This window comes from Streptomyces sp. NPDC030820 (genome assembly GCF_055572075.1).
This window is the reverse complement of record NZ_JBVIEB010000004.1, coordinates 570,244-584,651: the sequence shown is the minus strand read 5'-3', so window position 1 is coordinate 584,651 and position 14,408 is coordinate 570,244. Positions and strand designations below refer to the sequence as shown.

General features: G+C 72.4%; 12 protein-coding genes. 10 read left to right on the top strand and 2 right to left on the bottom strand.

Features of this window, described 5'->3' with window-relative positions:
• Positions 1-37: 37 nt before the first annotated feature.
• The 7 genes from ACZ418_RS14530 to ACZ418_RS14500 all read left to right on the top strand — a co-directional run bounded on the left by ACZ418_RS14530 (position 38) and on the right by ACZ418_RS14500 (position 8,774).
• Positions 38-919, top strand: coding sequence for a winged helix-turn-helix domain-containing protein (locus tag ACZ418_RS14530; RefSeq protein ID WP_468362161.1), 882 nt, complete (start codon positions 38-40; stop codon positions 917-919).
• On the top strand, positions 868-1,698 hold the full coding sequence (locus ACZ418_RS14525; protein ID WP_468362159.1) for an HAD family hydrolase: 831 nt from the start codon (positions 868-870) through the stop codon (positions 1,696-1,698). The genes ACZ418_RS14530 and ACZ418_RS14525 overlap by 52 nt, the downstream gene beginning before the upstream one ends.
• A 368-nt stretch (positions 1,699-2,066) precedes the next feature.
• Complete coding sequence (locus tag ACZ418_RS14520; protein WP_468362157.1) at positions 2,067-2,981, top strand: winged helix-turn-helix domain-containing protein; 915 nt, start codon at positions 2,067-2,069, stop codon at positions 2,979-2,981.
• A 245-nt stretch (positions 2,982-3,226) separates the two neighbouring features.
• Positions 3,227-5,521, top strand: a complete 2,295-nt coding sequence (locus ACZ418_RS14515) for a phosphotransferase (RefSeq protein ID WP_468362155.1) — start codon at positions 3,227-3,229, stop codon at positions 5,519-5,521.
• Positions 5,522-5,530: 9 nt separating this feature from the next.
• Entirely contained in the window at positions 5,531-6,145 is a 615-nt protein-coding gene (locus ACZ418_RS14510) for a TetR family transcriptional regulator (RefSeq protein ID WP_468362153.1), read from the top strand.
• 50 nt (positions 6,146-6,195) lie between these two features.
• Positions 6,196-8,250 carry a HelD family protein gene (locus tag ACZ418_RS14505; RefSeq protein WP_468362151.1) on the top strand — a complete coding sequence of 685 codons (2,055 nt, stop codon included), beginning with the start codon at positions 6,196-6,198 and terminating at the stop codon, positions 8,248-8,250.
• Between the two features lie 41 nt (positions 8,251-8,291).
• Positions 8,292-8,774, top strand: a complete 483-nt coding sequence (locus ACZ418_RS14500; protein ID WP_468362149.1) for an HAD domain-containing protein — start codon at positions 8,292-8,294, stop codon at positions 8,772-8,774.
• Between the two features lie 12 nt (positions 8,775-8,786).
• Here the strand turns inward: ACZ418_RS14500 and ACZ418_RS14495 are convergent, their stop codons facing one another.
• Positions 8,787-11,156, bottom strand: a complete 2,370-nt coding sequence (locus ACZ418_RS14495; protein ID WP_468362147.1) for an ATP-binding cassette domain-containing protein — start codon at positions 11,154-11,156, stop codon at positions 8,787-8,789.
• A gap of 135 nt (positions 11,157-11,291) precedes the next feature.
• Between ACZ418_RS14495 and ACZ418_RS14490 the strand changes: the two genes are divergently transcribed.
• The 3 genes from ACZ418_RS14490 to ACZ418_RS14480 all read left to right on the top strand — a co-directional run bounded on the left by ACZ418_RS14490 (position 11,292) and on the right by ACZ418_RS14480 (position 12,894).
• On the top strand, positions 11,292-11,768 hold the full coding sequence (locus tag ACZ418_RS14490) for a helix-turn-helix domain-containing protein (RefSeq protein WP_468362145.1): 477 nt from the start codon (positions 11,292-11,294) through the stop codon (positions 11,766-11,768).
• A gap of 76 nt (positions 11,769-11,844) precedes the next feature.
• Positions 11,845-12,435 (top strand): hypothetical protein, encoded by a 591-nt coding sequence (locus ACZ418_RS14485; RefSeq protein ID WP_468362143.1) that lies wholly within the window; start codon positions 11,845-11,847, stop codon positions 12,433-12,435.
• Positions 12,436-12,576: 141 nt separating this feature from the next.
• Positions 12,577-12,894, top strand: coding sequence for a DUF2516 family protein (locus ACZ418_RS14480; RefSeq protein ID WP_468362341.1), 318 nt, complete (start codon positions 12,577-12,579; stop codon positions 12,892-12,894).
• A 110-nt stretch (positions 12,895-13,004) separates the two neighbouring features.
• On the opposite strand, the gene ACZ418_RS14475 is transcribed toward ACZ418_RS14480, so the two are convergent.
• On the bottom strand, positions 13,005-14,303 hold the full coding sequence (locus tag ACZ418_RS14475; RefSeq protein ID WP_468362141.1) for a PP2C family protein-serine/threonine phosphatase: 1,299 nt from the start codon (positions 14,301-14,303) through the stop codon (positions 13,005-13,007).
• Positions 14,304-14,408: the final 105 nt, after the last annotated feature.

Here is a 14,408-nt window from a genome sequence, read left to right as displayed (position 1 = left end):
TCGGCAACTCCCCATAGATGGATCAAAGTTGTAGCGTTTGGTCGTGACTCAGGAGCATGTGGCAGTGAACGGCAGCAGGAGGCTCACTCCCCAGGAGATCGCCGACACCCTGCGCGAGCGGATCCGCACCGGCGAGCTGCAGCCGGGCGAGCGGCTGCCCACCCAGGCCGAGCTGGCCGGGGAGTTCGGCGTCGAGCGGGGCGCCGTACGCCAGGCGCTGCGGGTGCTCCAGGAGGACGGGCTGCTCGCCGACGTCAGCAAGGGCAGCCCGCCGCGGGTCGCCGAGCCGCAGCCCGCGCGGGGGGAGCCGCAGCCGACCATGGTGGCGCTCGCGCCCCGGCTGACCGAGGCCTTCTCGGCGCCGCACGTGCGGATCGACGCCGTCTGCCTGACCGCGCAGAGCCTGATCCCCGCGCTCGGCGAGCCGCTGCGCCTGGTCCACGAGGGCCGGCTGCGCCCCGAGCGGATCGACGCCCGCATCCTGCTGCCGTCCCGCGACATCAACCTCGCCTTCCCGGTCTCGGTCGACGCCGGCAGCGAGGAGGACCACGCCGTGCACCGGCGCTGGCTGGCCATGCGCAACGCCCAGGGCCAGGTCCTGCAGTACAACCTGCAGGCGCTGCGCGGCACCCACGACATCGACGTCCATGTCACCTTCCGGGCGCTCCCGTTCACCCCGCCGGTCAAGCTGTACCTGCTCAACGGGGTCGAGGCGCTGTTCGCGCACTACATGGTCACGCGCCGCGCGGAGCCCACCGACAGCGGGACGCTGGAGATGTACGACACACTCGGCTCGGAGTCCTTGCTGTTCTCCTTCGAGCAGCGGGCCGGTCAGCGGGACGCCGCGTTCGTGGAGCAATCGCAGAAGTGGTTCGACGCCCTCTGGGAAACCATCACCACGGACCTGACACTCTCCTAGTGACTTCTGATGCGACGACGCAGACCGATGCGACGCAGACCGACACGACGCGGACCGAAGGGACCGCGGGGCGGACCGCGGACGAGATCGACGAGCTCCGGGGTCTGATCGAGGGCGCCCGGGTGGTCCTGTGGGACTTCGACGGGCCGATCTGCCGTCTGTTCGCGCTGCACAAGGCCGAACGGGTGGCGACCGGGCTGGTGGACTGGCTGGCCGGGCGCGGGCTGCACAACCTGCTCAGCGACTCCGAGCGTGACTCGCTCGACCCGCACGAGGTGCTGCGCGCCGTGGACCTCCGGCACCCCGGCAGCGACCTCGTGACCGAGCTGGAGGAACGTCTCACCCAGGAGGAGCTGCGGGCCGCCGGCTCCGCGCTGCCCACCGCCTACGCCGATCCCCTGATACGCACCTGGACCGCGGTGGGCGCCCGGCTGGCCATCACCACCAACAACTCCCCGAGGGTGGTCCGCACCTATCTGGAGGACCGCGGTCTCACCGGCTGCTTCGCCCCCCACATCTACGGCCGTACGACCGAGCTGCACCTCCTCAAGCCCGACCCGGACTGCCTCAACCGGGCGCTGGCCGCGACGGGCTCCGCCCCTTCGGCGGCCCTGATGATCGGCGACTCACCGTCCGACCTCGCCGCCGCGAACGACGCAGGCGTGCCCTTTCTCGGCTACGCGCGTAACGATCGGAAGGGGAAGCTTCTGCGGGAGGCCGGTGCCGGGCACGTCGTCGCTTCGCTGGAGCCGTTGCTGCGGGTGCTGCGGGGCTGGTGACGGCGGGCCGTGCGGCCTCGGGGATCCCGGCCTCCGGGGCGTCGGCCTCCGGGATCCCGGCCTCCGGCCGGCCCCGCCGCTTGCGGGCCCAGGCCCGCAGCGACGCCAGGAGCCCCACGCCCCAGAGGACCAGCTGGGTCAGGTCGTCGATCTGCACATCGAATCCGAGCACATGGATCGTCACGGCTTGCACCCCTCCCGGGCCCCCGGCAACCGGTCAACCACTCAAGTCCGCGCTGTTGACTGATGAAGTTGACTGCTTGTGGCAGCATGCCCGGTCAACTAGATCCAGTAACCGCGCAGTTGACTTGACTGGTTGCCTGACCGTCCTGGGTTTGCCGAGGGTGCGCCGGAGGTACGTACCGCGTGTGACGACGGAGCGGAAGGACGAGGCCGGCGGCCACGAGTTTCGCCGGGTCACGGAGGAGCTGCGGGCCCGGATGGCCGACGGCTTCTACGCGGTGGACGACTATCTGCCCTCCCAGGCCGCCCTGGCGCAGGAGTTCGGGATCTCCCGGGACACCGTGCAGCGGGCACTGCGCGTGCTGCGGGGTGAGGGCTGGATCCAGTCCCGGCAGGGCAAGGGCTCGCGGGTGGTGCGAAACCAGCACGTCCGCTCCTCGACGCCCCGGGCGAGCAGGTCACGCCGTCAGCTGACCCTCGGTCCGCTGATCGCCGAGGCGTTCGAGCAGCGCGAAGTCGCCCTGGACATCTACACGTTGACGTCCGAGAGCCTGAACACCCACATGCATGTGCAGGCGGAGCGGATCCGCAGCAAGAGCATCGCGCCCCAGAGCATCGCCCTGCGGCTGATCGTGCCCTCCGCGATCGACGCCCTGCCCTACCCGCGAGGTGTGCACGACGGGAAGGACGACGAGCGGCTGCGGAAGCGGCTGCGCGGCATCGCCGAGACCCACCTCGCCTCCCTCGACAAGGTCCTCCGGGAGCTGCACACGGAGAAGCTGGTCCCGTCGGTGAAGTACGAGTTCCGCCACCTGAACTCCGCCCCGATGTTCAAGCTCTACATCGTCAACCGTTCCGAGGTGCTGCACGGCCCGTACGTACCGTTCGTCCGCCCGGTGATGCTCGACACCGGCGAGGAGGTCGAGGCGGTGGACGTCCTGGGACTGGGCGCGACCCTCACCCACCACGTCCGCGACGACCGTACGGACTCGCCGGGGTCGAGTTTCGTGGACGGCATGGCGGCGTGGTTCGAGGCCACGTGGGAACTGCTGACGGACGAGGCCCCGAAGCCGGCGGAACGGCCGGCGGCACAGGCGTGAGGCCCGGAACACCGTCGGGTATGGGATAGCATCCGCCCTACCGTCCGAGCGACCGCTCGGGTTCTCGCGTGAGGGATGGCGACGAGCCAGCCTCTGCCGGCTCGGCGCGGACGAGTGGCACACCACCCGCCTGGCTGCTCGACCGGGCCGCAGGTTGTGTTGTCCGTCGTCCGGGGAGTTAGCGTTTTTCCCCCGACCCGTCTCGTCCCCCTCCAGCGCAGCGCGATCGAAACCCGGAGCGACCAGTGGGCGCACCACCCGTCCCCCGCGACACGGCGGGGCCGCGCTCCGGCCGGTCCCGGACCGAGGCCGTATGGCGGGCGTTCGTGGCGGAGGCCGCCGCGCGGGGGCGTACCAGCGGCGGTTTCCACAACGACAACCACGTGCTGCCGCTGCCCGAGCCCATGGCCCGGCTGCTGGGCCGGAAGCCCGGCACCCTCGTGACCGTACGGCTGCCGCGCGCCGACGCCCTGCCCGTGGTGATCCGGACCTGGCGCAGCGAGGCGGGGATCCTGCGGGCCGTCAAGGGCGTGCTGCCCAACGTGCCCGAGTGCCTGGTCGAGGGCGACGGCTTCGCCATCCACAGCTATGTGGAAGGCGTGCCGCTCTCCAGCGTCTGCCGGGCCGGCAAACCGGTCGACGGCCTGCTGGTCGGGGCCCTGGCGGACCTGCTCGCCCAGGCGGCCCAGGTGCGGGGGCCCGCGCTGCCGCCGCTGCCGTCCCTGTGGCCCCGGAACCACACCGACAGCCAGGGCTTTCTGCAGACCCTGGCCCGGCTGGCCGACCTGCAGATCCGCAAGCCCAACTGGCGCCGGTTCGGCGGCCTGTTCGCCGCTCTCGGCATCCCCGAGGACGCCCTGGCCCGGCTGGCCGAACGGGTCCCCGCCATGTCCCGCCGCCCCTACGGACTGCTCCACGCCGACCTGCACCGCGACAACGTGATCATGTCGTACGGCGGTGATCCGCCCCTGATCTGGGTCGACTGGGAGCTCGCCACCTACGGCGATCCGCTGCACGACCTCGCCGTCCACCTGGTCCGGATGCAGTATCCGGACCACCAGTGGGGCGAGGTCGTCGAGGCGTGGGCGCGCGCCATGGGCCGGGTGCGGCCGGCGGCGGTCAACGGCGTGACCCGGGATCTGCGGCACTACGTGGCCTTCGAACGGGCGCAGTCGGTGTACCCCGATGTGATGCGGGCCGCGAGGTCGCTGGAGGAGTCCTTCGACCAGAAGAGCCTGGACGAGGCGACGGCATGGGTGCACCAGGCCGTGCAGGCGGCGGCGGAGCCGCTGCGGCTGGGCCGGGTGCCGGGGCGGGAGGAGATCGAGCGGATCCTGTTCCGCTGGCGCGCGGCGTCCGTACGGCCCGGAACCACGACGGGCACGGGTGCGGCGGCGCCGGTCGGCGGCGGGCCGTGGCGGGGTCCGGTCCCCCGGGCGATCGACTGGAAGCCGGACCGGCGGGTGCCGGAACACCCCGACTTCCCGCACTCCGCCGTCGCCGACGCCCTGGTCCTGGAGGGCGCGGCCCCGGCCCACCGGGTGTTCAAGGGCACTGCGCACCTCAACACGGTGCTGCGGCTCCCCCGCATCCCGTTCCCGGTCGTCGTACGGCGCACGGTCGCGCACGTCACCCGGCGCGAACGCAGCTTCCTCAGCGAGCACGCCGTGCTCCAGGCCATCGAGCGGTCGGGGGCGCCGGTGGCCGCGCCGCGGGTGCTGGCGCTGGGGGAGAGCCACTCGGAGCACCTCTCCGGCATCCGGACCTACTCCGGGGACCTCTTCGCCGTCCACACCTACGAGGGCCCGCCCGATGTGGGCCGGCGGCCCGAGCACCCGGTGCACGGGCTGCTGCCGCACGAGGCGGACCGCCTGGTCGACCAGCTGGCCGCGCTGACCGAGGTCGACTACACCCTGGTCGACCCGCTGGCCGGCCGGCCCGGCTTCTACGCCTGGCTCAGCGACCAGCTGGTGGCGCTGGTGGCCCGGCTGCCCAAGGAGTCGCAGCAGCTGGCCCGCTTCCTCGGCCTGCCCGACGCGGCCCGGCTGCGCGAGATCCTCGCCCGGCACCAGGTCACCGACCGGGCCGCCGCCCTGCTGCACGGTGACCTCAACCCCTGGAACCTGGTGCGCCGCGGTGACGATCTGGCGCTGACCCTCATCGACTGGGAGCTGGCCGTGGTCGGCGACCCGCTGTACGAGCTGGTCCGGCACATGCACCTCACCCCGACCCGGCCGGAGATCCGTGACCGGATGTTCCGCCGCTGGGAGAGCCGGCTGCCGGCCCGGTTCACCAGGAACTGGCAGGAGGACTGGCGGGTGTACCGGTGGATCGAGATCGTCCGGTCCGCCTACGTCGACCTCGACCGCCTGGTGACCGGCGCGAGCCTGGACGCCCCCAACGTGCGCCGCGCGGTGGACTCGTACGCGATGACCCTGGCGGCGGCCACCGCCTCCCTGGGGCTGTCCTCGCGGCGCCGGACCAACCCGTACCTCACCCGCGCCCTGGCCTGGCCCACCCGCCCGGGCGGCGCTGCGTAGGCTCGCCCCATGGGTGAGATGGGCCTGCGTGAGCGCAAGAAGCGGCAGATGTACCAGGACGTGTCCGACATCGCCGTACGGCTGTTCCTGGAGCGGGGCTTCGACGCGGTGTCCGTGGCCGAGGTCGCGGCGGCGGCCGGGATCTCCAAGCCGACGCTCTTCCGGTACTTCCCGGCCAAGGAGGACCTGGTCCTGCACCGGATCGCGGACCACGAGACGGAGGCCGCGCGGGTGGTCGCCGGGGCGGCCGATCCGGTGGACGCGCTGCGCCGGCACTTCCTCGCCGGTCTCGAGCGGCGCGACCCGGTCACCGGCCTGAACGACCACCCCCAGGTGCTCGCCTTCCACACCCTGCTCTACGGCACCCCGGCCCTGGTGGCGCGGGCGCACTCCCATCTGGAGCGGTCGGAGGCGGCGCTCGCCGAGGCGCTCGGGGGCGGTCTGGACGCGCGGCTGGCCGCCGGGCAGATCATCGCGGTGCAGCGCATCCTCGCGCAGGAGAACTGGCGGCGGGTCGCGGCGGGGGAGCCGATCGAGGAGGTGGCGCCGGACGCCGTACGGGCGGCCGAGCGGGCGTTCCGGCGGCTGGGGGAGGGGCTGCCGGAGCTGAAACGCACATCGTGAGACTCGGTTAAAAATGTAACTCGGTAACGTCATGGCGGTACGCTGGCGTCATGACGACACTCGACCCCGCCCTCACGGACACCCTGCACACCGAGCGCGCCTACCACGACACCTGCCGTGCCGCCCTCGCCGCGATGGTCGAGGGCGCCGCCGAGCAGGTCGTCATCGGCGAGGACGTCTCCGCCTCCGGAGCCGACGCCGAGGTCCTCGGCCACCGCCTGCGCAGCCAGGCCAAAGCGCTGCGCGAACTGCCGCCCGGCCCGCTGTTCTTCGGCCGGCTGGACTTCACCGACGGGGACGCCGAGCACGGCGGGCAGAACTACCACGTCGGCCGGCTCCGGATCACCGAGGACCCGGGCGCCCCGCCCCTCGTGGTCGACTGGCGGGCCCCCGTCTCCCGCGCCTTCTACCAGGCGAGCGCCCGCGACCCGCGCGGCGTCGAGGTGCGGCGCCGGTTCGGCTGGGCGCCGGGCAGCGGGGGCGACTCCGCCGACCTCACCGGGCTGGAGGACGAGCACCTCGGCCGGGGCGAGTCCCGGACCAGCGACATCGTGGCCCGCGAGATCGAACGGCCGCGCGTCGGACCCATGCGGGACATCGCCGCCACCATCCAGCCCGAACAGGACGACCTCGTCCGCGCCGCCCTCACCGACTCGGTGTGCGTCCAGGGCGCGCCCGGCACCGGCAAGACCGCGGTGGGTCTGCACCGCGCCGCGTACCTGCTGTACACCCACCCCAAGCGGCTCCAGCGCGCCGGACTGCTGATCCTCGGGCCCAGCCGCACCTTCCTCCACTACATCGCCGAGGTGCTGCCCTCCCTCGGCGAGACGGCCCGTCGCGGAGCGACTGATGGGGGCTATCGTCAGTCCACCCTGCTGGGGGAGATCGCCCGGCACCCGGTCACCGGCACCGACCCGGCGGACACGGCAGCGCTCAAGCACGACGCCCGCATGGCCGAGGTGCTGCGCCGGGCGCTGTACGGCAGGGCCACCACCGAGGGCGTGACCGACCTGGCCGTGAAGGACGGCTCCAGCTGGTGGCGGGTACCCGCCGAGGAACTGGCCGCCGTCGTCGAGGCGGTGCGCACCGAGGAGCCGCCGTACGCCATCGGCCGCGAGCGGGTGCGCACCCGGGTGGTACGGCTGCTGCGCGAGCGGGCCGAACGGCGCACCGGGGTCCTGCCCGCCTCCTGGGTGCGCCGCATCGAACGGGCCCGACCGCTCACCGAGCACCTCGACCTGGTCTGGCCCAAGGTCCGCCCCGAGGAGGTGCTGGCCCAACTCCTCACCGACCCGGTCGAGTTGGCGCGGGCCGCCGACGGCCTGCTGGACCCCGACGAGCAGGCGGCGCTGGTGTGGCCCCGCCCGCCGCGCTCGTACAAGTCGGCCCGCTGGTCGGCCGCCGACCTGGTCCTGCTGGACGAACTGTCCGGGCTGATCGAGCATCCGGAGGGCTACGGCCACCTCGTCGTCGACGAGGCGCAGGACCTCTCGCCCATGGAGTGCCGGGCCATCGCCCGCCGCGCCGCCTTCGGCTCGCTGACCGTCCTCGGCGACCTCGCCCAGGGCACCACCCCGTGGGCCGCCCGCGACTGGTCCGTCCAGCTGCGCCACCTCGGCCGCCCGGACGCGGCCGTGGTCCCGCTGACCACCGGTTTCCGGGTACCGGCGGCCGTCGTGGAGCTGGCCAACCGCCTGCTGCCCCGCCTGGACGTGTCGGTGCCCCCGGCCCACTCCCTGCGCGCGGACGGCGAGTTGAGGATGCGCCCGACCGACGACGTGCCGGGCACGACCGTGACCGCCGTACGCGAGGCGCTGGCCCACGAGGGCTCCGTGGGCGTCGTGGCGGCCGACGCGGACATGGACGCCGTACGGTCGGCCCTCACGGCGGCGGGCCTGGACCCGGCCGGCGCGGACGCGCTGGGCGCCCGGGTGACCCTGGTCCCCGCGAGCATGGTCAAGGGCCTGGAGTACGACCATGTCGTGGTCGTGGAACCGGCGGCGGTGGTCGAGGCGGAGGAGCGCGGCGCGCACCGGCTGTACGTGGTCCTGACCCGTGCGGTGTCCCGCCTGGACGTGGTCCACGCCCGGCCGCTGCCGTTCTAGGTCCTGGCGGCGCAGGGCTTCAGAGGCTGATCCTGGGGGTCATGCTGCTCTTCCTCGACGTCGACGGCCCGCTCATCCCGTTCGGGGCGGCGGACCGCGCCTACCCGGTGTACGACGGCCCGTGGGTGCCCGCCGACGACCACCCGCTGCTGGCCCGCGTCGATCCGGCGCTCGGACCCCGGCTCGTCGGGCTGGGCTGCGCGCTGGTGTGGGCCACGACCTGGACGGACGACGCCAACGCCGTGCTCGCGCCCTGGCTGGGCCTGCCCCCGCTGCCGGTCGTGCAGTGGCCGGACGCGGACGGGCCGCCGGAGCCGCTGCACTGGAAGACCCGGCCGCTGGTCGCCTGGGCGTCGGGCCGGCCGTTCGTCTGGGTGGACGACGAGATCACGGAGGCCGACCGCGCCTGGACCGCCGTCCACCATCCCGGCCCCGCCCTCCTCCACCGGGTCGACCACCGGCACGGCCTGACGGAGACCGACTTCGGGATCCTGGAGGACTGGCTGCGGGCGGCCGGCCACTGACCCCCGGGGCCCTCACATCCCCACGTACTCGGCCAGGTGCTCCCCCGTCAGCGTCGAGCGCGCAGCGACCAGGTCCGCCGGGGTGCCCTCGAAGACGACGCGGCCGCCGTCGTGGCCGGCGCCGGGGCCGAGGTCGATGATCCAGTCGGCGTGGGCCATGACCGCCTGGTGGTGTTCCACGACGATCACCGACTTGCCGGAGTCGACCAGGCGGTCCAGGAGGGCGAGGAGCTGTGCCACGTCGGCCAGGTGGAGGCCGGTCGTCGGCTCGTCGAGGATGTAGATCCCGCCCTTGTCGGCCATGTGCGTGGCCAGCTTCAGGCGCTGGCGTTCGCCGCCGGAGAGGGTGGTGAGCGGCTGGCCGAGGGTGAGGTAGCCGAGGCCGACGTCGGACATGCGGTCGAGGATCTTGTGCGCCGCCGGGATGTGCGCCTCGCCCGCGGCGAAGAACTCCTCCGCCTCGGTCACCGACATCGCCAGCACCTCCGCGATGTCCCGCCCGCCGAAGGTGTACTCCAGGACCGCGGCCTGGAAGCGTCTCCCCTCGCACTCCTCGCACGTCGTGGCGACCCCGGCCATCATCGCCAGGTCGGTGTAGACGACTCCGGCGCCGTTGCAGGTGGGGCAGGCGCCCTCGGAGTTGGCGCTGAACAGCGCCGGCTTCACGCCGTTGGCCTTGGCGAACGCCTTGCGGATCGGCTCCAGCAGCCCGGTGTACGTCGCCGGGTTGCTGCGCCGCGAACCGCGGATCGGGGTCTGGTCGATCGACACCACGTCCGCGCCGGCCGGCATCGACCCGTGCACCAGCGAGCTCTTGCCGGAGCCGGCGACCCCGGTGACGACACACAGCACGCCGAGCGGGATGTCGACGTCCACGTTCCGCAGGTTGTGCGTCGTCGCGCCCCTGATCTCCAGCGCGCCCGTCGGCTTGCGCACCGTGTCCTTGACCGCCGCCCGGTCGTCCAGATGCCGGCCGGTGAGCGTGCCGCTGGCCCGCAGCCCCTCCAGCGTGCCCTCGAAGCAGACGGTGCCGCCCGCCGTACCGGCGCCGGGACCGAGGTCGACGACATGGTCGGCGATCGCGATCGCCTCCGGTTTGTGCTCCACGACCAGCACGGTGTTGCCCTTGTCGCGCAGGCGCAGCAGCAGCTCGTTCATCCGCTGGATGTCGTGCGGGTGCAGGCCGATCGTGGGCTCGTCGAAGACGTACGTCACGTCGGTCAGCGACGAGCCGAGGTGGCGGATCATCTTCACGCGCTGGGCCTCGCCGCCCGACAGCGTGCCCGCCGGCCGGTCGAGCGAGAGATAGCCGAGGCCGATCTCCACGAACGAGTCGAGGGTGTGCCGCAGGGAGGCCAGCAACGGGGCCACCGTCGGCTCGGCGAGCCCCCGCACCCACTCGGCCAGGTCGCTGATCTGCATCGCGCACGCGTCGGCGATGCTCACGCCGTCGATCTTCGAGGACCGGGCCGCCGCGGTGAGCCGGGTGCCCTCGCAGTCGGGGCAGACGGTGAAGGTCACCGCACGGTCCACGAACGCCCGGATGTGCGGCTGCATGCCCTCCTTGTCCTTGGCGAGCATCGACTTCTGGATCCGCGGGATCAGACCCTCGTAGGTCATGTTGATGCCCGCGATCTTCATCCGGGTCGGCTCGCGGTGCAGGAAGTCGTGCAGCTCCCGCTTGGTGAACTTGCGGATCGGCTTGTCCGGGTCGTACAGGCCGGACTCGGTGTAGAGGCGGTAGTTCCAGCCGCCCGTCTTGTAGCCGGGGATGGTGAGCGCGCCCTCGTTGAGGGACAGGGAGTCGTCGAAGAGCTGGGTGAGGTCGAGGTCGGTGACCGTGCCCCTGCCCTCGCAGCGCGGGCACATGCCGCCGGTGATGCTGAAGCTGCGCCGCTCCTTCACCTGCTGTCCGCCGCGCTCCACGGTGACCGCACCGGCACCGCTGATGGAGGCGACGTTGAAGGAGTACGCCTTGGGCGAGCCGATGTGCGGCTTGCCGAGCCGGCTGAACAGGATGCGCAGCATCGCGTTGGCGTCGGTGGCGGTGCCGACGGTGGAGCGGGGGTCGGCGCCCATCCGCTGCTGGTCGACGATGATCGCGGTGGTGATGCCGTCGAGGACGTCGACCTCGGGGCGCGCGAGCGTCGGCATGAAGCCCTGTACGAACGCGCTGTACGTCTCGTTGATCAGCCGCTGCGACTCGGCGGCGATCGTGTCGAACACCAGCGAGCTCTTGCCGGAGCCCGACACACCGGTGAACACGGTCAGCCGGCGCTTGGGCAGCTCCACGCTGACGTCCTTGAGGTTGTTCTCCCGGGCGCCGTGCACGCGGATCAGGTCGTGGCTGTCGGCTGTGTGCGGTGCGGTGGCGTCGTCCATGGCGGTCACGGTAGCGGGGCGGGAGCGTCCGGCGCTTCTCTAATCCTGACCACTCCAGGTGCAGAACAAGACCCGCGACACACTCTTGCAAGCGGATGCTTGCAAAAGTTAGCGATGGTGGGGCAAGGTGGAGGCATGGCATCGCTGAACGTCGGCAATCTCGGTGAGTACCTGCGCGAGCAGCGGCGGAACGCACAGCTGTCGCTGCGGCAGCTCGCCGATGCCGCCGGGGTGTCCAATCCCTACCTGAGCCAGATCGAGCGCGGGCTGCGCAGGCCCAGCGCGGAGGTGCTCCAGCAGGTCGCCAAGGCCCTGCGCATCTCCGCCGAGACGCTGTACGTCCGCGCCGGAATCCTCGACGCCGAGCGGGACCTGGATGAAGTGGAGACCAGGGCGGTCATCCTCGCCGATCCCTCGCTCAACGAGCGGCAGAAGCAGGTGCTGCTCCAGATCTACGAGTCCTTCCGGAAAGAAAACGGATTCGGGATCGGCGAGCCCGCCGGCGACGAGGACGGCGCACAGGAAGCGGACACCGACGGCACCACCGTGCCCGGCACCGGCACCGCCGGCGGACACGATGCCGATGCAGGCCCGCGGCGGACGGCCGGATAACCGGACCAGGGCGCCGGCTCCCACCGCGGACCACACCAACCTCAGCCGAACGCGAATCCGGGAGGACCAGATCACCATGGCCATCACCGACGACCTGCGCAAGACCCTCAGCGACCCGACTCCGCTCTACTTCGCCGCCGGCACCGCCGACCTCGCCTTCCAGCAGGCCAAGAAGGTGCCCGCCCTGGTCGAGCAGCTGCGCACCGAGGCACCGGCCCGCATCGAGGCCGTGCGCAACACCGACCCGAAGGCCGTGCAGGAGAAGGCCGCCGCCCGGGCCAAGGAGGCGCAGACGACCCTCCAGACCAAGGTCAACGAGTTCCTCGGCACCCTCGACGTCGACCTGAAGAAGCTCGGCGAGCAGGCCCAGGACCTCGCCCTGCGCGGCGTCGGCGTCGCCGCCGAGTACGCCGTCAAGGCCCGCGAGACCTACGAGAAGGTCGCCGAGCACGGCGAGCAGGCCGTGAAGAGCTGGCGCGGCGAGGCCGCCGAGGAGATCGAGGACTTCGCGATCGCCGTCGAGGGCAGGCCGGAGCCGGCCGAGGCCAAGGACGAGCCGCAGCCGGCCGGGGCCGTGCCCGCCGCGCAGGACAAGCCGGCGGCGAAGAAGGCGCCGGCGCCGCGCAAGACCACCACCGCGAAGAAGACGACGCCGCCGGCCAAGTGACCGGAGGCGGCGGGATCACGCCGAGATGACAGCGGGCCGGGCACCTTGGGGGTGTCCGGCCCGTTGTACGGGTACGGTGGCTGTACGGACGACTCGACTCGGGTGGTGGGCATTGTGCTGACGACGGCAATCGGCGGAGTGATGTGGCTGATCTCCACCGCGATGCTGGCGCTCGCCATCGTGGCCTTCGTGATGGCCGCGATCTTCCGCCAGGACGCCTACCGCGCCGCGGACAAGCAGAACAAGGGTTTCTGGCTGATCATCCTCGGCCTCGCGGTCGCCGTGAACTTCATCCCGGTATCGATGCTGTTCCTGCAGCTCGCGGGTCTGGTCGCCTCGATCGTCTTCTTCGTGGACGTACGGCCGGCACTCCAGCAGGTCTCGGGCGGCAAGGGCTTCCGTCGCCGCAGGGGAAGCAGCAGTGACGGTCCTTACGGACCGTGGAACGGCGGCCGCTAGCCGATTCCGGGCGCGGATACTGACCCAAGGGGCGCGGGGAACTGCGCGACAAGCCACAACGCACCCGCACCCGGCGACGGCGAGGAACCCCTACGGCGAGACCCCGACTACTACGGCGCCCGGTCCAACAGCACCACGGCCACATCGTCGGTCAGCTCCCCACCATTGAGCTCCCGCACCTCACTGACCGCCGCCCGCAACAGCTCCTCCCCCCGCAAACCCTCGGAGAGCTGGCGGCGGATCATCGACACCATCCCGTCCTGGCCCAGCCGCTCGCCGCCCTCGCCGACGCGGCCCTCGATCAGGCCGTCGGTGTAGAGCATCAGGCTCCACTCGGAACCCAGCTCCACCTGCATCCGCGGCCAGCGGGCGCCGGGCAGCAGGCCGAGGGCGGGGCCGTTGTTGTCGTACGGCAGCAGGCGGGCCTGCCGGCCGGGGCGGGCGAGCAGCGGGGCCGGATGGCCGGCCAGGCACAGGCCCGCGCGGCGGCCGTCGGGCGCGATGTCCACCGTGCACAGGGTCGCGAAGATCTCCTCGTCGGCCCGCTCGTGCTCCAGCACCTGCTGGAGGGTGCCGAGCAGCTCGTCGCCGCACAGGCCCGCCAGCGTCAGCGCCCGCCAGGCGATGCGCAGCTCCACGCCGAGCGCGGCCTCGTCCGGGCCGTGGCCGCAGACGTCGCCGATCATGGCGTGCACGGTGCCGTCGGGGGTGCGGACGGCGTCGTAGAAGTCACCGCCGAGCAGCGCGCGGGAGCGGCCGGGGCGGTAGCGGGCGGCGAAGCGCAGCGAGGAGCCGTCCAGCAGGGGCGTGGGCAGCAGCCCACGCTCCAGCCGCCGGTTCTCCTGCGCGCGCAGCCGGCCCTCGGCCAGCCGCCGCTCCGCCGTGTCGGAACGTTTCCGCTCCACCGCGTACCGGATGGCGCGGCTCAGCAGCCGGCCGTCCAGCTCGTCTCGGAAGAGGTAGTCCTGCGCGCCCACGCGCACGGCCTCGGCGCCGCGCTCGGCGTCGCCGGAGGCGGTCAGCGCGAGCACGGCGTGCCGGGGCGCGAGCCGGAGCACGTGCTTGAGCACGGCCAGCTCGTCCTCGGCGTCGCTGCCGCCCGGCGCCGGGAGCGCCAGGTCCAGCAGGATGCAGTGGACGTCGTCGGTGAGCAGCCGCTCGGCCTCGGTGAGGTTCCGGGCGGTACGGACACGGATCGGCTTGCCGGCCGAGTCCAGCAGGTCGGGCACGATCGGCGAACCGGCCGGATCGTCCTCGATCAGCAGCAGGGTGAGAGTGGCGCCGGTGCCGGTGGTCGGCGTGGCGTCGCGGTGGGCCTCTTCCTTGAGGGGGCCGCCTGCGGAGGCGGCCTGCGCCTGACCACTCTCCACGGCCGGGATCGCTCTCTGCCGCGGTACGGGTACGGGCATCGTCCTGGTTTCCTTCCCTCCCCCCGAGGGCACGGCGGCGCCGAGGGTCTCGAAGCCACCGACGGGGACCATAGCGGGTGCTCCCACCCCGACGGAATGGTGTGA